The sequence below is a fragment of the Rhodococcus sp. JVH1 genome, assembly GCF_000280725.2.
Taxonomy (GTDB): Bacteria; Actinomycetota; Actinomycetes; order Mycobacteriales; family Mycobacteriaceae; genus Rhodococcus_F; species Rhodococcus_F jostii_A.
This window is the reverse complement of the sequence record NZ_CP166289.1, coordinates 1525394-1544062: the sequence shown is the minus strand read 5'-3', so window position 1 is coordinate 1544062 and position 18669 is coordinate 1525394. Positions and strand designations below refer to the sequence as shown.

The window sequence follows — 18669 nt, the reverse complement described above, 5'->3', positions numbered from 1 at the left end:
CGTGCATACCGTGTCGACAGGAGAGATGGAGTTGGAACGCACCACGATCGCCCGGATGCTGTTCGACCGGCTGGGCGACGACAGGCTGGGAGTGCGCACCCGGGAACAGGATTGGACCTGGGACGAGGTGGTGCGCGAGAGTGCGGCCCGCAGCGCCGTCGCGTCCTCGCTGCGGCGCGACGGACCGTTCCACGTCGGCGTCCTGCTCGAGAACACCCCCGAGTTCCTGTTCTGGCTGGGCGGCGCGGCGCTCGCAGGCGCCGCCGTCGTCGGCATCAATCCGACCCGTCGCGGGGCGGAACTCGAGGCCGAGATCCGCTACGTCGACTGTCAGCTGATCGTCACGGACACCGCGGGGAAGGCGCAGCTCGCCGGTCTCGACCTCGGGCTGTCCGACGACCGGTTTCTGCTGGTCGACGATCCGGCCTACACCGAACTCGTCGCGTCCCACGTCGTCGGGAGTCCGGCCTGGGATCCCGGGATCGACGCGTCGACGCTGTTCCTTCTGCTGTTCACGTCCGGCACCACCGGCACGTCGAAAGCGGTGCGGTGCAGCCAGGGCCGGCTCGCCCGGCTGGCGTACGCCAACACCGTCAAGTACGGGCACGTGCGCGAGGACGTCGACTACTGCTGCATGCCGCTGTTCCACGGCAACGCGCTGATGGCGCTGTGGGCGCCCGCACTCGCCAACGGCGCTACCGTCTGCCTGCCGCGCAAGTTCTCCGCTTCCGGATTCCTGCCCGACGTCCGGTTCTTCGGCGCCACATTCTTCACCTACGTCGGCAAGGCGCTGGCGTACCTGATGGCCACTCCAGAGCAACCCGACGACCGTGACAACACGCTCGTCCGCGGTTTCGGGACCGAGGCCTCCCCGGAGGACAAGACCGAATTCGTCCGCCGGTTCGGCGCCGAACTGTACGAGGGGTACGGCTCGAGCGAGGGCGCCGGTTCGGTGACGCTCGATCCCGACGCCCCCGAGGGTGCGCTCGGCAGACCCGCCAACGAGAACATCGTCATCGTCGACCCCGAGACCCGCGTGGAGAAGGCCCGGGCGCGACTCGACGAGCACGGTCGCGTGCTCAACCCGGACGAGGCGATCGGCGAAATGGTCGACAAGGCAGGCGCGTCGCGGTTCGAGGGCTACTACAAGAACGAGGACGCGATCGCCGACCGTATCCGGCACGGCTGGTACTGGACGGGCGACCTCGGGTACGTCGACGAGGCCGGCTTCATCTACTTCGCCGGCCGGAAGGGTGACTGGATTCGGGTGGACGGGGAGAACACCTCGGCGTTGATGGTGGAGCGCATTCTGCGGCGCCACCCGAAAGTGGTCGCCACCGGCGTGTTCGCCGTCCCGGACCCGCGGTCGGGTGATCAGGTGATGGCGGCTGTCGAGGTGTCGGATCCGACAGATTTCGATCCGGCGGAGTTCGCCGCGTTCCTCGGCGGCCAGGACGACCTGGGCACGAAGGCCGCTCCCCGCTTCGTCCGGGTGTCGACGGACCTGCCGGTGACGGGATCGAACAAGGTGCTCAAACGCACGCTGCAGGAACAGCGCTGGCGTTGCGACGATCCGGTCTTCCGGTGGGTGGGACGCGGTGTTCCCGAGTACCACGAGATGACCGACAGTGAGAAGGCCGCGCTGGAGCAGGAGTTCCACACGCACGGCCGGCAACGATTCCTGCACGTGTGACGGTGAGGGTGACATGAAACTGGGTGTGGTGGTTCCCGTCGAGCTGGGACGGGCGGGCGAGCCCGAGTGGATACTCGAATTCGCGAGGGCCGCCGAATCACTCGGATTCGACGAGATCTCCGCGGTCGAGCATTCGGTCGTCATCGCGGACACGGCGAGTGCCTATCCGTACTCGCCCACCGGCAAGTCCCACCTGCCCGACGACTGCAGCCTGCCGGACCCGCTGGAACTGCTGTCGTTCGTCGCCGGCGCCACGACGACCCTCGGTCTCGCGACGGGCGTGCTGGTGCTGCCCAACCACCACCCGGTGGTGCTGGCGAAGCGTCTCGCCACCCTGGACCGACTGTCCGCTGGGCGTCTGCGCATCTGCCTCGGTCTCGGCTGGATGCGCGAGGAGATCGAGGCCTGCGGCGGCGACTTCGACCGGCGCGGCGCGATCGCCGACGAGGCGATCGCGGTGATGCGGGCGCTGTGGTCGGGTACCGCCGCGGTCGACTTCGCGGGCGAACACTTCTCCTTCCGCGGCGCCCAGAGCTGGCCCAAACCCCACCGGGATTCGGGAGTGCCGCTCTACATCGGCGGACACAGCCCGGCGGCCGCACGGCGGGCAGGGCGGCTCGGCGACGGGTTCCAGCCGCTCGGCCTGGCGGGTGACGACCTGGACCGGGCGATCGCCCGGATGCGGGCGGCGGCAGCGGACGCCGGCCGTGATCCCGCCGACGTCGACCTCGTGCTGGGTGCCACGCTGCCACGGCTCGACGAGGCCAAGCTCGACCGAAGCCGGGACCTGGGCGCGAATCGGCTCGTGCTGTCGGCGTCCCGGCACGCGCAGTCCCTCGGCCAGGTCATCGACGAGATGGCCGCCTGTTCGGCGCGGTTGGGCCTCAGTCCGGCACGGTGACCGGCACGTCCTCGCTGAAGTCGACGATCAGTTCGCGCCGGGAGAACTGCCAGCCTGTGTCGCCGAGCACGTACCGGTCGTGGTAGCGCAACGCGATCCGGTTGTCGCGGAATCCGTTTCGACCGGCATAGACGTGGTGCGCCGTGCAGTACGTCTCGCCCGACGCCGTCGACCCGTCCACGTCGATCACCTGCTGGTGAACGACGTGGCGGGTGGACTGCAGATGCGAGACCGCGTCCACGACGGCGGACGCGAGCACGTCACTGCCGCGGAGTTCCGTTGCCGCGCCGGTGCCCGTCAGCGCGGGCGGGAGGACGAACGTCGCGTCGGAGTCGAACAACGCCGCGAGCGTCGCCGCCTCGCGCCGGTCGACGGCCCGCGCATAGCGGGCGGTGAGTTCGGTGAGAGCGAATCCGGTGGCCATTCCACCATTCCAGCGGACACGCGGCATCGGCGACAGCCGCCTCCCGCTGACCGAGACATCGGCACCGAGGCGTGGGAGTGCTGGTTAGCGTCCAGAACACACGTGGCGACAGCCACGCACAGGTTTGAGGAGAACGCCGATGGATGTGAGGGAATCGCCCGGGCAGCAGGAACTCCGGCGGGAGTTGCGAGCCTACTTCGCGGCGCTGCTGCCGGAGGAGACGCGGCGGATCGCGGGTGAGGAGGGTGTGGGCGGAGAGCACTTCCGCGACATCGTGCGGCTGCTGGGCAAGGACGGCTGGCTGGGTGTCGGCTGGCCGGTGGAGTACGGCGGGCAGGGACGGTCGATCGAAGACCAGTTCGTGTTCTTCGACGAGGTGCAGCGGGCCGGGTTGCCGTTCCCGTTCGTCACCGTCAACACCGTCGGCCCCACCTTGATGAAGTACGGCACCGAGGAGCAGAAGGCGCGGTTCCTTCCCGGCATCCTTGCCGGCGACATCGTCTTCGCCATCGGCTACACCGAACCGGAAGCCGGCACCGACCTCGCCTCGCTGCAGACCCGCGCCGTGCGCGACGGGGACACCTGGGTGGTCGACGGCAACAAGATCTTCACCAGTGGCGCCAACACGGCCGACTACGTGTGGCTGGCGTGCCGCACCGATGCGGATGCGCCCAAACACAAGGGCATCTCGATCCTCATCGTTCCCACCGACGATCCCGGCTTCAGCTGGTCACCGATCCACACCGTGGGCGGGCTGACGGTCACGTCGACCTACTACAGCGGGATCCGGGTCGGCGATCAGGACGTCGTGGGCGACGTCGACGGCGGGTGGCAGCTGATCACCGCGCAGCTCAATCACGAACGCATCGGGCTCGCCGCGCTCGGCGGCCGCACGCTCGGACTGTGGCACCAGGTCCTCGACTGGGCCCGTCAGAACGGGGCACTCGACATCCCGTGGGTGCAGATGGACTTCGCGCGCACGCACGCGAAGCTCGAGGCGATGCGACTACTGAACTGGAAGATGACCGTCGCGGTCGCGCGGGATGCGTTGTCGGGGGCCGACGCCGGCGCCACCAAGACGTACGGCACCGAAACCCACGTCGACGTCTATCGCACGCTGCTCGGGATCCTCGGTGCCGCCGGCCGGTTGCGTCCGGGCTCGCCGGGCGCGATCCTCGCCGGCCAGATCGAACAGCTCTCACGTCAAAGCGTGGTCAACACGTTCGGCGGCGGCGTCAACGAGGTGCTGCGCGACATGGTCGGCACCCTCGGCCTCGGACTCGCCCGCGAGAAGAGGGTGAAATGAGCGAACTCCTCACCCGCCTCCGCGCTTTCGAGGGACGGACGATCGTCCCGGCCACCTGGGGTCCCGACCCGGTGAACACTCCCATGATCAGGCACTGGGTCGAGGCGATGGGCGACACGAGCCCGGTCTACCTCGACGACGACGCCGCGCGCGCCACCGGCCGCGGCGGCGCCGTCGCACCCGCCCAGATGCTGCAGGTGTGGACGATGCGCACATTCGCGGACAAGATGTCCGGCGCCGACCCGTCACCCGTCTGGACGGAACTGATCGCCACACTCGACGAGGCGGGATTCACGTCCGTCGTCGCCACCGATTCCGACCAGGAATTCTTCGCCGAACTGCGCCCCGGCGACCGGGTGAGCACGACCGAGGTGGTCGAGTCCGTCTCCGCGGAGAAGCAGACCGGTCTCGGCGCCGGACATTTCGTCACCACCCTCAAGACGTACCGCAACGGCGACGGCGAGATCGTCGGAACCCAGCGGTGGCGGACACTCCGATTCCGGCCCACCGAACGTCCGGCCCCGCGCCCGCTTCGCCCGCGGCCCGCGCTCAACGACGACAACGCCTTCTGGTTCGCGGCCGCACGTGAGCACCGCCTGGTCATCCAGCGGTGCGCGAGGTGCGGTGTGCTGCGGCACCCGACCGGACCGATGTGCGGGGAGTGCCGCTCCACCGAATGGGACACCGTCGACGCGTCGGGGCGGGGCACCGTCTACACGTTCGTGGTCAATCACCACCCGAAGATCGACGCGTTCGACTACCCACTGGTCGTCGCGGTGATCGAACTCGAGGAGGGCACCCGCCTGATCGCCAACATGACAGGCGTCGAACCCGAACACGTGCACATCGGAATGCCCGTGGAACTGGACTGGATCGACGCCGACCCGGAACTCACACTGCCCGCATTCCAGCCCGCAGCATCGGAGGAACACTGATGGATTTCACCTTCGGGGAGGAGCAGGAAGCGGTCCGCGGACTGGCCGCGGACGTGTTCGCTGCCAAGTCGCGACCCGAGCGGATCAAGGACGTCGAATCGAGTGCCGACCGGATCGACCGGGAACTGTGGCGCGAACTGGCCACCACAGGGCTGCTCGGCATCGCCCTGCCCGAGAACCTCGGTGGCGGCGGCATGGGGCTCGCCGAAGTGTGCGTCCTACTCGAGGAGCAGGGCCGGACCGTGGCGCCGGTTCCGCTGTGGCCGCACGTGCTCGGCGCACTCGCGATCGCCGAGTTCGGGACACCGGACCAACGTGCCGCCCTGGTCCCCGCGGCGGCCGACGGCAGCCTGATCCTCACGGTCGGGCTCGAGGAATTCGGACCGTACGTCGCGGCCGAACCGGCGACGACGGCACGCGAGGTGGACGGCCGGTGGCAGGTGCACGGCGCCAAGGCCGCGGTGCCCGTGGCGCACGTCGCCGAACGCCTCCTCGTCTCCGCGACCACCGACAGCGGTCCGGCGCTGTTCCTGGTGCACCCGGAGGCCGCGGGTGTGACGGCGCAGCAGGCGGAGTCGACCACCCACGAGATCTGCGCGAACGTCACGTTCGACGCGGCCCCCGCGGAACCGGTCGGCCCGGCGGACGGTAGCGCGGTGCGGTGGCTGATCGAACGGGCGGAACTGGCGGTCGCCGCCCTGCAACTGGGCGTCGGGGAGGGCGCGGTGCGGCAGGCGGTCACCTACCTCAACGGACGCACCCAGTTCGGCCGCCCGCTCGCGACGTTCCAGGCCGTCACCCATCAGCTCGCGGACTGCTACATCGACCTCGAGGCCATGCGGGTGACGCTGTGGCAGGCCGTGTGGCTCGTCGCGAGCGGGGAAGATCCGGGAACCGCTGTGCTGGTCGCGAAATGGTGGGCGACCGACGGCGGGCAGCGGGTCGTCCACCGCACGCAGCACGTGCACGGCGGTATCGGCGTGGACACCGACTACCCGGTGCACCGGCACCTGTTGTGGGGCAAACAGCTCGCCGCCACCTTCGGCGGAGCCGGCTCCGACCTGGCACGTCTGGGCGCGCAGCTGGCGGCCGGGGTGGAGGTGGTCGCATGACCGCGACCGTCGGCGCGACGACCTACGACGCCGTCACGATCGGCGATCGGCTGCCGGAGCTGGTGATTCCGCTGACCCGCACCCTGATCGTCGCCACCGCCCTCGCCACCCGCGACTTCCAGGACGTTCACCACGACCCGGCCCTCGCGGTGGAGAGGGGGTCGAAGGACGTGTTCACGAACATCCTCACCACCAACGGGCTGGTGGGGCGGTTCGTCACCGACTGGGCCGGACCGCACGCGTCGCTCCGCCGGATCGCGGTGCGGCTCGGTGCCCCCAACTACCCCGGCGACGCGATGGCCGTGACCGGTGAGGTGGTCGCGAAGGACGGCGGCCTCGTCACCGTGAACATCCGGGGCGCGAACAGCCTCGGTGATCACGCCACCGGCACCGTCGTCGTCGCCTGGCCTGCACGAGGAGACCTGTGACCAGCCCCCTGTCGGGCGCCGCCGCGATCGTCGGCATCGGCGCCACCGAATTCTCCAAGCACTCGGGACGAAGCGAACTGCAACTGGCGTGCGAGGCGATCGTCGCCGCACTCGCCGACGCGGGCATCGACCCGTCCGAGGTCGACGGACTGTCCACGTACACCGCCGAGACGAACGGGGAAGTGCTCGTCGCCCGCAACACTGGCATCGGCGAGCTGAAGTTCTTCTCCCGCATCGGTTACGGCGGCGGCGCCGCGTGCGCCACGGTCCAGCAGGCGGCGATGGCCGTGGCCACCGGCATCGCGGACGTCGTCGTCTGCTACCGCGCGTTCAACGAACGGTCCGGTGTGCGTTACGGACTCGGGCAGCACGACCGCCCGATGGACAGCACCGCGGACCGGGCGGCGTACGCCTGGCTGACCCCGCAGGGACTGTCGACGCCCGCCCAGTGGGTGGCGATGTTCGCCCGCCGGTACATGCATCGGTACGGCGCCACGAGCGAGGACTTCGGCCGGGTCGCGGTCGTCGCACGCAAGCACGCCGCCGACAACCCCGCCGCCTGGTTCCACGGGCGGCCCATCACCCTCGACGATCACCAGAAGTCGCGGTGGATCGCCGAACCGCTGCACCTACTGGACTGCTGCCAGGAAACCGACGGCGGCCAGGCCCTCGTCGTCGTCTCCGCCCAACGTGCCAAGGACCTCCGCGCCACCCCGGCGATCGTCAAGGCCTCCGCGCAGGGCTCGGGCAAGGACCAGCACATGATGGCCAGTTACTACCGGCCCGACATCACCGGGATACCCGAGATGGGCCTCGTGGGCAGGCAACTCTACGGGCAGAGCGGTCTCGCGCCCGACGACATCTCGGCGGCGATCCTCTACGACCACTTCACCCCGCTCGTGCTCCCGCAACTCGAGGAACTCGGGTTCTGCGGCCCCGGCGAGGCGAAGGATTTCATCCGGGACGGCAACCTCGAGGTGGGCGGCCGACTCCCGGCGAACACCCACGGCGGCCAGATCGGCGAGGCATATCTGCACGGCGTCAACGGCATCGCCGAGGCGGTTCGCCTGATTCGGGGAACGTCGACCACACAACCGGACGGCATCGGCAACGTGCTGGTGACCGCGGGCACCGCCGTGCCCACCAGCGGCCTGATCCTGGGCAGAGAGGACTGATCATGACGAGAACCGAGCGCACGACGGCAGGAGCGTGGCGAGGGACGGACCTCGGCACCCGCACCGTGAGTTACGACGAGCGCGACGCCGTCCTGTACGCACTGTCGGTGGGTGCGCGGGCCACCGAACTGGACCTCGTCTTCGAGGAGCGTCTGCGGGTGCTGCCCACGTTCGCTCTCACACTCGCCCAGTGGGCGCCGGACGAACTGGGGTCGCGGGGCGCCTTCGACACGAAGACGGCGCTGCACGGATCGCAGGAACTGACGGTGCTCGCGCCGCTTCCGCGTCGCGGCGAGATCGCCCTGTCGGCGTCGGTCGGCGAGGTGTGGGACAAGGGTTCGGCGGCCGTGTTCGACGTGCGCGTCGAGTCCGAGTTCTTCGTCGCCACCTGGTCGCTGTTCGCGCCCGGTGCCGGCGGTTTCGGCGGCGATCGCGGTCCCGCGAAACCGGCTCGGCCCGAGGGTGAACCGGTCACGACGTCTGTGCTGCAGACCGCGGAGAACCAGGCGGCGCTGTACCGGCTGACCGGCGACCGGCACCACATCCACATCGACCCGGCGGCGGCCGAGCGGATCGGGCAGCCCCGGCCGATCATGCACGGGCTGTGCACCCTCGCCGCCAGCACGCTGGAACTCGCGCGGGCGCTGGACGTCCACCCGGCCGACCTCGTCCGGCTGGAGGGACGGTTCGCCGCACCGGTCTACCCGGGCGACGCGCCGTCGTTGCGGGCGTGGGGTGATGCGGGTGATGCGACGTTCGAACTCGTCCAGGATGACCGGCCGCTCATCGCAGGCGCCCGCGCCGCATTCGGCTGACCGGACGTTTCGTCCGTCGTCGCCGAATGTCACACCGGTGCAGTCGAACCGAACCGGTGTGACATACGGCGCGGAGGTCAGGAGAGGGTCGCGAGGTAACGCGCGGGGTATTCGCCGCCGCCGTGGACGGCGAGATCGGCACCGTTCACGTACGACGCCTGCGCGCTCGCCAGGAACAGGCACGCGTCCGCGATGTCGGACGGCACCGCCATCCGCCCCATCGGCAGGGTCCGGGTGACGGCGGCACCGCCGTCGTCACCGTAGACGGACGCCGCGCTCTCGGTGCGGATGAGGCCCGTGGTGATGTGGTTGATCCGGACCTTCGGAGCCCATTCGAGCGCAAGCGCTTTCGTCAGCACGAGCAGGCCGGCCTTCGCGGCGCTGTACGCGGCGGTGCCGGGTTGCGGATCGTGGGCGGACACACTGCCGATGTTGACGATGGCACCACCGTCGGACTGCTGCTGCATCACCGCGTTGGCGGCCTGGGCAACGGTGAAGGGCGCCAGCAGGTTCAACGCGACGATCTTCTCGACGAAGCGCGGCGAGACGGTGGCCGCGTCGGCGTCGGGTGAACCGCCCGCATTGTTGACGAGGACGTCGAGGCGGCCGAACCGCGCGACGGCATCGTCGATCAGTGCGGCGGCGTCGGCGTGGTCGCGGACGTCGGTCGCGCGGAACGCGGCGGTGCGCTCACCGTGCGCGGGCAGGGTGTCCGGTGCGCTCCGGCCGCACACGAGCACGTTCGCACCCGCGGCGAGAAACGATTCGGCGACGACGAAACCGATGCCCTTGGTTCCGCCGGTCACGACGACGGTGCGGCCACTGAAATCGAGAGGAGGGGGGATTGTCACGGGAGACCTTCGGAGTGAGGGAGCGCGAGGAGAACGGGCGCTCGAACGAGATCGGGTGAATCGGCACGAAGACCGAGAACAAGCAAATGCTTGGTTCGATAGTAGGGGAACGGGAGTGGACATGGGCAAACTCGACGGCAAGGTCGCGCTGATCACGGGTGCGGGACAGGGGATCGGGCAGGGCATCGCCCTGGCCCTCGCCCGGGAGGGCGCGGCGATCGCCGTCGCCGGACGGACCGAATCGAAACTGCACGGCACGTGCGAGCGACTCACCGAACTCGGCGCCCGCAGCGAACCGGTGGTGTGCGACGTCAGCAGGCGCACGGACATCGCGTCCGCCGTCGAGCGGACCGTGGACGTGTTCGGCGGCGTCGACATCCTGGTCAACAACGCGAACGACTGCACACCGGGACCGATCCTGTCGGTGATCGACGAGGAGTACGAGCGGTCGTTCGCGACGGGACCGCTCGCGACGCTGCGCATGATGCAGTCGTGCCACCCGCACATGAAGTCGCGCGGTGGCGGCGTGATCGTCAACCTCGTCACGTCGGCGGCCGTGCGGTGGGACGCGAGCAACTACGGTGCCTACGGTTCGATCAAGGAGGGAATGCGTTCGCTGACCAGGTCGGCGGCGTGCGAGTGGGGCCGGGACGGCATCCGGGTGCTGTCCGTCGCCCCGCACGCCAAGAGTCCGGCGCTCGAGCGATGGATGGACAGGAACCCGGACGAGGCGGCGGAGTTCGTGGCGGGCATCCCGCTCGGACGGGTCGGCGACGCCGAAACCGACATCGGACGCGCCGTCGTCTTCCTCGTGAGCGAGGACGCCGGCTACCTCACCGGGGCCACCATCCCCCTGGACGGCGGGCAGTCCCGTTGGGGCTGACGGTGATGATCCGGGTCCCGCACAGCGGGAAGGGCTGCGGCCGCCGCCGTCGATGTGCACTAGTTTCGGCAGGATCGAATTACCGTAGCGAGAGGGCACCGTCGCGATGACGACCGTTGAAACACCACGCAGTTCGCGATCAGTAGTGGTCACCGTGGCCGCTGTCGTGGAGGAGACGTCCGACGCCCGGTCGCTGGTGTTCGACGTCCCCGACGAGCGTCGGCACGAATTCGCCTACAAGCCCGGACAGTTCCTGACGTTGCGCATCCCGAGCGACCGGACGGGATCCGTCGCCCGGTGCTACTCGCTGGCCAGTTCGCCGTTCACCGACGACCTGCCGAAGGTGACGATCAAACGCATCGCAGGCGGCTACGGTTCGCACTGGTTGTGCGACAACGTCGGCGTCGGCGACCGCATCGAGGTCCTGCCTCCCGCGGGCGTGTTCACTCCGGCCAGCCTGGACGAAGACCTGATCCTGTTCGCCGCGGGCAGCGGAATCACCCCGGTGATGTCGATCCTCAAGTCGGCGCTCAGCGTAGGCAACGGGAAAGTCGTTCTGGTGTACGCGAACCGGGACGAGAAGTCGGTCATCTTCGCCGACGAGTTGCGGGAACTCGCGGCCCGCCACGAACACCGGCTGACCGTCGTCCACTGGCTCGAGAGCGTGCAGGGCCTGCCGACACCGCGCCAGCTGGCGAATCTGTCCGACCGTTTCCGGGATCACCGCGCCTACCTGTGCGGACCGCGTCCGTTCATGGACGCGATCCACGAGTCGCTCGCACTGGCCGGCGTCCCGCGCGACCGGGTGCACGCCGAGGTGTTCACCTCCCTGTCCGGGGATCCGTTCGCGGACGTCGTGGTCGAGGAACCGCCGGACACGGAAGCGGGAACGTCGACGGTCGAGGTGCAACTCGACGGCGAAGCTCACAACCTGAGCTGGCCACGCCGGGCGACACTCGTCGACGTCATGCTCTCGAAGGGCCTCGACGTCCCCTATTCGTGTCGCGAGGGCGAATGCGGTTCCTGCGCATGCACGGTGGTCCAGGGAGAAGTGGACATGGACAACGCGTCGATCCTCGATCCCGAGGACATCGCGAGCGGCTACATCCTCGCGTGCCAGGCCCGCCCCGTCAGCGAGCACGTGCGGATCGAGTTCTGACCGACGCCGGCACTACTTCTCGGTCTGCGCGGCCGCGGCACGCGCATTGAGATCGGCGAGGCGGATCGGGTAACGGGGTGGGCGATCGACGATCACCTCCCGGGTGACGGTGAGGTCGCGGTCGACGTGGAGCAGTTCGCCCGACTGCATCGGCGTCCAGCCGGGATCCTCGTCCATCTGCTCGCTGGCGACGACCACCGCCGGATGCTCGGCGAGATGCTCGGACCTGGCACGGATCCGGCCGGGAGTGCTCGCGTGCTGGAGGTGGCGACCGCCGCTCGGACCGCCCGCGCGCCGCTCGAGGAAGAGCAGGTCGTGGGTGTCCGGGTAGCGCAGCGCCCACAGTTCGCCGGGTGTGGTCAGCAGGATGTTGAGCGCGTAGATCGGCACGGTGTCGGCCAGCCACCGGGCGGCCGAGGTGATGCCGGCGGTGACGTCGCCGCCGTTCCTGCCGATGTGACTGGTCACGAGAGCGAAGACGCGTTCGGAGTCGGTGTCTCCGTGAACGAGCGCGAGGTCGGGGCCCAGTTCCGCCTCGAGTTTCGGCAGGTCCTCGACCACGCCGTTGTGGGCGAACACCCGACCGTCCTGGGCGAACGGATGGGTGTTCTGGGGAAGCAGTTCACCCGTGGTCGCGAAACGGATGTGCGCGACGAACGTAGCCGAATACCGATGCTTCGCCTCCTGCGCGAACTCCGTGTCCTCGTACGCCGCGAGCGGTTGCTTCTCCACCACCGGAGTTCCGTCCTCCGCGAACGTGCCGAGTCCGGTGCCGTCCGGCTCGCGGTGACTCTGCTGCGCCAGGCTGTCCGGGGCGTCCAGCAGCCAGAACGACGCGCGGACGCGATGAGGGGCGGCGGACAACCCGAACAATCGGCACATGACTTCCCTCTCGGGTGGGGCGGATCAGCGGTAATCCGGGTTGGCGAAGTCGGGGCGGCAACCCGCGTCCCACTCCGAACGTTGATTTCCGTACACGGGGAACCCGCCGGCCTTCTTCAACATCGCGGCGACGTGCATCAGGTTGTACGTCATGAAGGTGTTGTTGCGGTTGGTGAAATCGTTCTCCGGGCCGCCCGACCCTTCGTCGAGATACGACGGGCCCGGGCCGGCCTCACCGATCCAACCGGCGTCTGCCTGCGGCGGGATCACGTATCCGAGATGCTGGAGGCTGTAGAGGATGTTCATCGCGCAATGCTTGACACCGTCCTCGTTGCCGGTGATCAGACAACCCCCGGCCCGCCCGTAATAGGCGTACTGGCCGTCGTCGTTGAGAATCGACGAACAACCGTACAGTCGCTCGATCACCTGCTTCGTGACGGAACCGTTGTCGCCGAGCCAGATCGGACCGGCCAGGACCAGGATGTCGGCGTCCAGGACCCGCTGAAAAAGCTGGGGCCATTCGTCGCTCGGCCACCCGTGCTCGGTCATGTCCGGATACACACCGGTCGCGATGTCGTGGTCCACCGCCCGGATCTGGTCGACCGAGACCCCTTCCTGCTCCATCAGGCCGACACTGCGGTCGATCAGCCCCTGGGTGTTGCTCACGTCGGGAGACCGCTTCAGGGTGCAGTTGACGAACAGGGCGCGCAGACCGCTGAAACGGGGGGTCCCGTCCTGCGGCGACGGATCGGCCATCAGTCCTCCCACGAAAGAGTCCGGAAGTCCACGATATGCCGCGGCGACCCCTGTTCGTGGGCAGAAGAGCCGCCCGGTCCGGGACGATCCCGGACCGGGCGGACCCGGGTGTTCTCAGCCCAGCGCGGAGATCGCCTTCGCGACGCCCTCGCCGTAGGCCGGGTCACACTGGGTGCAGTTGTCGATGTGCCGCTGCACGACCTGCTGCGACGCGCCGTTGATGGCCCGCGCGGTGTTCTCGAACAACACCTGCTTCTGCTCGTCGCTCATGTTGTTGAACAACACGCGCGGCTGCGAGAAGTAATCGTCGTCGTCCTCACGGAAGTTGAACCGGTCGGCGAACGCGCCCACGCCCTGCGCGGGATCGCGGTACCGGCTCTGCTCCTGCCACTTGCCGTAGCTGTTCGGTTCGTAGTGCAGGGTGCCACCGTTGTTGCCGTCGACCCGCATGGCACCGTCGCGGTGGAAGTTGCTCACCGGGCACCGGGCCGCATTGACCGGGATCTGGTAGTTGTTCACACCGAGGCGGTAGCGCTGCGCGTCACCGTAGGAGAACAACCGGCCCTGGAGCATCTTGTCCGGGGAGAAGCTGATGCCGGGCACGACGTGCGCCGGGTTGAACGCCGCCTGCTCGACCTCGGCGAAGTAGTTGTCGGGGTTGCGGTTGAGTTCCCATTCGCCGACCTCGATGAGCGGGTAGTCGGCCTTCGGCCACACCTTCGTCAGGTCGAACGGGTGGTAGGGGACCGTGTCGGCGTCGGCCTCGGGCATGATCTGCACGCACAGCTTCCACTTCGGGAAATTGCCGGCCTCGATGGCGTCGAAGAGGTCCCGCTGGTGGCTCTCGCGGTCGGCGCCGACCAGGGCCTCGGCCTCGGCGTCGGTGAGGTTCTCGACACCCTGCTGCACGCGGTGGTGGAACTTCACCCAGAAGCGTTCGCCCTCGGCGTTGATGAAACTGAAGGTGTGCGAACCGAATCCGTGCATGTGCCGGTATGACGAGGGGATGCCGCGGTCACTCATCACGATGGTGACCTGGTGCAGCGACTCGGGCAGCGACGTCCAGAAGTCCCAATTGTTTTCGGGGCTGCGGAGATTCGTTCGGGGGTCGCGCTTGACGGCGTGGTTGAGGTCGGGGAACTTCAGCGGGTCGCGGAAGAAGAAGACCGGGGTGTTGTTGCCGACGAGGTCCCAGTTGCCTTCCTCGGTATAGAACTTGACCGCGAAGCCGCGGATGTCGCGCTCGGCGTCGGCGGCGCCGCGCTCACCGGCGACGGTGGAGAAGCGGGCGAACAACTCGGTCTTCTTGCCGACCTCGGAGAAGATCTTCGCGCTGGTGTACCGGGTGATGTCGTTCGTGACGGTGAACGTTCCGTACGCCCCGGAACCCTTGGCGTGCATGCGGCGTTCCGGAATGACCTCGCGGTCGAAATGTGCGAGCTTCTCGAGGAACCAGACGTCCTGCAGCAACTGCGGCCCGCGGGGCCCGGCGGTCACGACGTTCTGGTTGTCGGGGACGGGTGCGCCTACGGCCGTGGTGAGCTTGTCGCTGGTGTTCGCAGTGGTCTCTCGGCTCACAGTGGATCCCTTCGTTGCTGGCTGTCGCTCTGGGTTTTCTGGAACTGGCTGTCGGGCAGGAGGCTTCGCCGACGAGCGGTCGACGTGGCGGATCGAACCACACTCACGGCGTGCGACGTGGTGGTGGTCGCCTCCCGCCCTCGCGTGTGTTCACGGTCACACTGCACCACCGTTTCTTGAATTAGTCAAGAAAGCGCGGGCTAACTTTCGATCGGGGTCGCCGTCTCCAGCGCCGCAACCAGGAACTCTTCCGGAACATCCGGCCAGTCGGACTGCCAGCGGCCGGCCCGCCTGTCCTCGAGGAGGGCCGTCAGCGCGGGCACCATGCGCGGCCCGCCGTCGATCAGGTAGCGCACGAAGCCGATTCGTGCACACGTCGCGGCGATGGACGCCAGTACCGGCTTGGCCTCATCAACCCGGCCCGCCGCGACCAGGCATGCGACGAGCAGGCGACTGGCCTGCATGGCCGCCCTCGGCCGGCTCTCCCGTTCGACCCGGCGCACCCATTCCTCGGCGCGGCGACACGCGACGTCGGGCTCGACGCCCGACTGCTTCCGGATCTCGATGGCGTCGTCGAGCTGCGCGACGATCTCGGCGAAACCGAAATCGGGAATCCGGGTCGCCTTCCCGTCACCGGCCGGCGGCTGAGGTGACGCGGGCAGGCCGAGCCGGACCCGTTCGTTCTCGACCCGGGCCCGCAGCCGAGGGAGTCCCAGCGACGCCGCCGCGGACGCACCCTCGTCGAGGTGGCGGGCAGCGGACGCGAGATCGCCACGTCCCGCCTTCAGCCGCGCGCCCGTGACGAAGCGCGCGATCATGAAATCGACGATGCCGCCCTCGGGTCCGAGCTCGTAACTCTCGTCGAGGAGTCGTTCGGCCTCGTCGAGATGGCCCAGTTCGTACATCAACTCGCCGAGGAGTGCGCCTGCGAGTCGTGCGGCATGTGAATGGGTGCCTGCCGACTTCGTCGCGGTCTGCACAGCCAGCCGGAAGTTGTCCTCGGCCGCGGTGATGTCGAGTTGTTCCATCGCGGCGATGCCGGCGAAGCTGTACCCGTACATCCTGCTGAACGGTCCGACAGTCCGCTGGTGGTACCCGGTCGCCCAGTCCTGCAGTCGGCGTGCCTCCACGAAATCGAATTGGGCGATCGCGACGGCGGAGGCGAGATTCGACCCCGCCGAAACCACCCACGCGCGTAGGGTTTCCGGTCGGGCCAGGCATTCGGCGATGAGGTCGGGGACGCCGGCGATGCGATCGGACGACACCGCGATCACGGCGCGGACGATGTCGGCCTCCACGCGGATGTCCGCCTGCTCGGTGTCGCTCAGCGTCGAGGACTCGAGGGCCGACGCGACCAGCGACAGCGACCGCAGCGTCGGCGCCACCCGTTGCAGGAGGATGTTCGCCCACGCGACCGCGATCTGGATGCGAGGACTGGATTCGACCAGCGGCCGCGGCAACTTGTCGACGAGGCCGAGCAGCGCGACCATCCGCGAGTGCTCCACCAGGTACATGCCCTGCTCCTCGACCACCGCGACGGCCACGTCGCGATCGCCCGCCGCCAACGCGTGATCCACTGCGTCGCTGACGTAGTGGTGGTCGGCGAACCAGTGCGCGGCCGCACGGTGCAGGTCCGCGATGCGTGACGGATGATCGCGTTCGAGCCGCCGTCGGAGGTACTCGGCGAACAGGTGGTGGTACTCGAACCACTCCCTGTCCTCGTCGAGGCTGCGCAGGAACAGGTCGCGCGATTCGACCTGCTCGAGCAGGGCCTGACCGCGGGTCACGTTCGCCAGCACGCAGGCGAGGTCACCGCAGACCCGCTCGGTGACGGACGTGGCCAGCATGAAGTCGAGCAGCGCAGGCTCGAGGGTGCTCAGCACGTTCTCCGCCAGGTACTCACCGATCGCGTGGTGGCGGCCCGACATGTGCCGGATGAGATCGCCGGGATCGGCGCGGTCACGCAGCGACAGCGACGCCAGTTGCAGCGCCGCCACCCACCCGTCCGTGGTCTCCTCCAGCGCCTCCACGTCGGAATCCTCCAGGTGCAGTCCGCCGAGGTCGACCAAGAATCTCTGCGACTCGGTGATGTCGAAACGCAAAGCCACGGAATCGATTTCGACGAGTTCGTCACGCACCCGCATCTTGGCCAGCGGAAGCCCCGCCTGGCTTCGGCTGCTGACCACCATCTGCAGGTGGTGGCAGCCGTTCTCCAGGATGAAGTCCATCGCGGCGATCGTGTCCGGCGACGTGACGCGATGCCAGTCGTCGATCATCACCACCACGTGACGCCTGCTGTCGTGGACCTGATTCACCAGCGAGGTCAGCACATACCGTTCCGCTTCGGCGCCGTTCTCGTCGAGCGCCTGCCCCAGCTCGTCCGCCAAGGTCGGATCGGCCCGGCGGATCGCCTCGACGAGGTGGGACAGGAACCACACGACGTTGTTGTCGTCGTTGTCCACCGTCAGCCAGGCGACCGCGGCGCCGTCATCGATCAGCACGTCGCGCCACTGGGCCGCCACCGTGCTCTTCCCGAAGCCGGCGGGCGCGTGGATGAGCGTCAACCGCCTCCGTTGACCCATTCGGAGCAGATCCAGCAGACGGGTGCGCTCCACCAGCGACCGCATCGGGGTCGGCGGCCGGAAGCGGGCCGCGGCGCTCGGCGGGGTGGCACCCGACCGCCGGCGGTAGCTGCGACTGTGCCCGGATGTCGAGGACTGCGCGGTCGGTGTCGACGTGTGCTCGGTGCGCGGAAACTCGTCGGCCGCGGCGGGGAGCGCCATCTCGTCGACATCGAGCCCGTGCCTGCGCTCGATGTCGCGGAGTTCCTGCCCGAACTCCGCGGCCGAAGCCGGGCGGTCGGTCGGTTCCTCGGACATGGCGCGCTCGATGGCCGAGCACACGTCGTCGGGAATGTCCTCGCCCCGCAGGTCCGGAACGGGTTGAGTGGCGATGCGGAGGAACTGCGCGACGAGCCGCTCCCCGCTCCGCCGCTCGAACGCGGCATGCCCAGTGAGCAGGCAGAACAGGGCGGCGCCCAGGCTGTACACATCGGAAGCCGCGGACGGTGCGTCACCCCGGAGGACCTCCGGCGCCGTGAACGCGGGCGAACCGGTGATCATGCTCGACGTGGTCTCGAACCCGCCCGTGACCCGCGCGATGCCGAAGTCCGTGAGCTGCGGCTCGCCGTACCCGGTGAGCAGGATGTTCGCCGGCTTCACGTCGCGGTGCAGCGTGCCGAGCCGGTGCGCCGTCTCCAGGGCGCCCGCCAGCTTCACGCCGACGCGCAGCGTTTCACTCCACGGCAGCGGCCCTTCACGGCGAATCCAGGCGTCGAGCGAATTGCGCGAGTGGTAGGGCATCACGATGTACGGCCTGCCGCTGCGCGTCACCCCGGACTGCAGGATGTCGACCACGTGCGGATGCCCCGACAATTTTCCCATCGCACGTTGTTCCCGCAGGAAGCGTTCGCGGTCCTCACCGTCCAGATCCGAGGACAGCACCTTGATCGCGACCGTGCGGTCGAGCGCGGTCTGGAGGCAGCGGTAGACGACCCCGAACCCTCCCCGGCCGATCTCGCGGGCGTCGTCGAATCCTTCCGACGACAGCTCCGCGACGATGTCGGTCACGACGATCCGCTTGGTAGCCTGCGGATCCGAGTCGGTCGGCCCGGAACTGCTTTCCGGGTGTCGTGGCACACTCAATGAAATCACCTTCTCGGTGCGCTGACGCCAGCATATCGCGGTCGCACGACACAGAGAGCGGTGTTCG

At 68.7% G+C, this 18669-nt stretch carries 16 protein-coding genes; 10 read left to right on the top strand and 6 right to left on the bottom strand.

The window, feature by feature from the left end; genetic code table 11:
* The first annotated feature begins 25 nt into the window (after positions 1-25).
* Together JVH1_RS07240 and JVH1_RS07235 are read left to right on the top strand one after the other, a co-directional pair.
* Positions 26-1693 carry an AMP-binding protein gene (locus JVH1_RS07240; RefSeq protein WP_009479071.1) on the top strand — a complete coding sequence of 556 codons (1668 nt, stop codon included), beginning with the start codon at positions 26-28 and terminating at the stop codon, positions 1691-1693.
* A gap of 13 nt (positions 1694-1706) precedes the next feature.
* Positions 1707-2594, top strand: a complete 888-nt coding sequence (locus tag JVH1_RS07235; protein WP_009479072.1) for an LLM class F420-dependent oxidoreductase — start codon at positions 1707-1709, stop codon at positions 2592-2594.
* On the opposite strand, the gene JVH1_RS07230 is transcribed toward JVH1_RS07235, so the two are convergent.
* A complete protein-coding gene (locus JVH1_RS07230) occupies positions 2578-3018 on the bottom strand; it encodes a nuclear transport factor 2 family protein (protein WP_009479073.1) in 441 nt (146 codons plus the stop codon). The two genes, JVH1_RS07235 and JVH1_RS07230, sit on opposite strands and share 17 nt — an antisense overlap.
* A gap of 139 nt (positions 3019-3157) precedes the next feature.
* Here JVH1_RS07230 and JVH1_RS07225 point away from each other — a divergent pair, with 139 nt between their 5' ends.
* The 6 genes from JVH1_RS07225 to JVH1_RS07200 are packed head-to-tail and all read left to right on the top strand — an operon-like array spanning position 3158 to position 8789.
* Positions 3158-4324, top strand: coding sequence for an acyl-CoA dehydrogenase family protein (locus JVH1_RS07225; protein ID WP_009479074.1), 1167 nt, complete (start codon positions 3158-3160; stop codon positions 4322-4324).
* Entirely contained in the window at positions 4321-5259 is a 939-nt protein-coding gene (locus tag JVH1_RS07220) for a bifunctional MaoC family dehydratase N-terminal/OB-fold nucleic acid binding domain-containing protein (protein WP_009479075.1), read from the top strand. The genes JVH1_RS07225 and JVH1_RS07220 overlap by 4 nt, the downstream gene beginning before the upstream one ends.
* A complete protein-coding gene (locus JVH1_RS07215) occupies positions 5259-6371 on the top strand; it encodes an acyl-CoA dehydrogenase family protein (protein WP_009479076.1) in 1113 nt (370 codons plus the stop codon). The genes JVH1_RS07220 and JVH1_RS07215 overlap by 1 nt, the downstream gene beginning before the upstream one ends.
* Positions 6368-6799, top strand: coding sequence for a MaoC family dehydratase (locus JVH1_RS07210; protein WP_009479077.1), 432 nt, complete (start codon positions 6368-6370; stop codon positions 6797-6799). Before JVH1_RS07215 ends, JVH1_RS07210 begins: the two co-directional genes overlap by 4 nt.
* Entirely contained in the window at positions 6796-7974 is a 1179-nt protein-coding gene (locus JVH1_RS07205; protein WP_009479078.1) for a lipid-transfer protein, read from the top strand. Before JVH1_RS07210 ends, JVH1_RS07205 begins: the two co-directional genes overlap by 4 nt.
* 2 nt (positions 7975-7976) lie before the next feature.
* On the top strand, positions 7977-8789 hold the full coding sequence (locus JVH1_RS07200) for a MaoC/PaaZ C-terminal domain-containing protein (RefSeq protein WP_009479079.1): 813 nt from the start codon (positions 7977-7979) through the stop codon (positions 8787-8789).
* A 77-nt stretch (positions 8790-8866) separates the two neighbouring features.
* Here the strand turns inward: JVH1_RS07200 and JVH1_RS07195 are convergent, their stop codons facing one another.
* The gene (locus JVH1_RS07195) at positions 8867-9640 is read right to left on the bottom strand and encodes an SDR family oxidoreductase (protein ID WP_009479080.1); all 774 of its coding nucleotides are present in this window, start codon (positions 9638-9640) and stop codon (positions 8867-8869) included.
* A gap of 121 nt (positions 9641-9761) precedes the next feature.
* Between JVH1_RS07195 and JVH1_RS07190 the strand changes: the two genes are divergently transcribed.
* On the top strand, positions 9762-10523 hold the full coding sequence (locus tag JVH1_RS07190) for an SDR family NAD(P)-dependent oxidoreductase (RefSeq protein WP_043781881.1): 762 nt from the start codon (positions 9762-9764) through the stop codon (positions 10521-10523).
* Positions 10524-10629: 106 nt separating this feature from the next.
* Complete coding sequence (locus tag JVH1_RS07185) at positions 10630-11682, top strand: ferredoxin--NADP reductase (RefSeq protein ID WP_043781884.1); 1053 nt, start codon at positions 10630-10632, stop codon at positions 11680-11682.
* Between the two features lie 12 nt (positions 11683-11694).
* Here JVH1_RS07185 and JVH1_RS07180 read toward each other — a convergent pair whose 3' ends face one another.
* The 4 genes from JVH1_RS07180 to JVH1_RS07165 all read right to left on the bottom strand — a co-directional run bounded on the left by JVH1_RS07180 (position 11695) and on the right by JVH1_RS07165 (position 18596).
* Entirely contained in the window at positions 11695-12564 is an 870-nt protein-coding gene (locus JVH1_RS07180; RefSeq protein ID WP_009479083.1) for a class II glutamine amidotransferase, read from the bottom strand.
* A 24-nt stretch (positions 12565-12588) separates the two neighbouring features.
* Positions 12589-13320 carry a flavodoxin family protein gene (locus JVH1_RS07175; RefSeq protein WP_009479084.1) on the bottom strand — a complete coding sequence of 244 codons (732 nt, stop codon included), beginning with the start codon at positions 13318-13320 and terminating at the stop codon, positions 12589-12591.
* 114 nt (positions 13321-13434) lie between these two features.
* Entirely contained in the window at positions 13435-14898 is a 1464-nt protein-coding gene (locus tag JVH1_RS07170; RefSeq protein WP_009479085.1) for a catalase, read from the bottom strand.
* A 200-nt stretch (positions 14899-15098) separates the two neighbouring features.
* Complete coding sequence (locus tag JVH1_RS07165) at positions 15099-18596, bottom strand: serine/threonine-protein kinase (RefSeq protein ID WP_009479086.1); 3498 nt, start codon at positions 18594-18596, stop codon at positions 15099-15101.
* Between the last annotated feature and the right edge of the window lie 73 nt (positions 18597-18669).

Excerpts from the sequence above, each read along its gene's own strand:
- JVH1_RS07240 (WP_009479071.1), top strand. The coding sequence starts at position 26 with ATGGAGTTGGAACGCACCACGATCGCCCGGATGCTGTTCGACCGGCTG.
- JVH1_RS07235 (WP_009479072.1), top strand. The coding sequence starts at position 1,707 with ATGAAACTGGGTGTGGTGGTTCCCGTCGAGCTGGGACGGGCGGGCGAG.
- JVH1_RS07230 (WP_009479073.1), bottom strand. The coding sequence starts at position 3,018 with ATGGCCACCGGATTCGCTCTCACCGAACTCACCGCCCGCTATGCGCGG.
- JVH1_RS07225 (WP_009479074.1), top strand. The coding sequence starts at position 3,158 with ATGGATGTGAGGGAATCGCCCGGGCAGCAGGAACTCCGGCGGGAGTTG.
- JVH1_RS07220 (WP_009479075.1), top strand. The coding sequence starts at position 4,321 with ATGAGCGAACTCCTCACCCGCCTCCGCGCTTTCGAGGGACGGACGATC.
- JVH1_RS07215 (WP_009479076.1), top strand. The coding sequence starts at position 5,259 with ATGGATTTCACCTTCGGGGAGGAGCAGGAAGCGGTCCGCGGACTGGCC.
- JVH1_RS07210 (WP_009479077.1), top strand. The coding sequence starts at position 6,368 with ATGACCGCGACCGTCGGCGCGACGACCTACGACGCCGTCACGATCGGC.
- JVH1_RS07200 (WP_009479079.1), top strand. The coding sequence starts at position 7,977 with ATGACGAGAACCGAGCGCACGACGGCAGGAGCGTGGCGAGGGACGGAC.
- JVH1_RS07190 (WP_043781881.1), top strand. The coding sequence starts at position 9,762 with ATGGGCAAACTCGACGGCAAGGTCGCGCTGATCACGGGTGCGGGACAG.
- JVH1_RS07185 (WP_043781884.1), top strand. The coding sequence starts at position 10,630 with ATGACGACCGTTGAAACACCACGCAGTTCGCGATCAGTAGTGGTCACC.
- JVH1_RS07180 (WP_009479083.1), bottom strand. The coding sequence starts at position 12,564 with ATGTGCCGATTGTTCGGGTTGTCCGCCGCCCCTCATCGCGTCCGCGCG.
- JVH1_RS07175 (WP_009479084.1), bottom strand. The coding sequence starts at position 13,320 with ATGGCCGATCCGTCGCCGCAGGACGGGACCCCCCGTTTCAGCGGTCTG.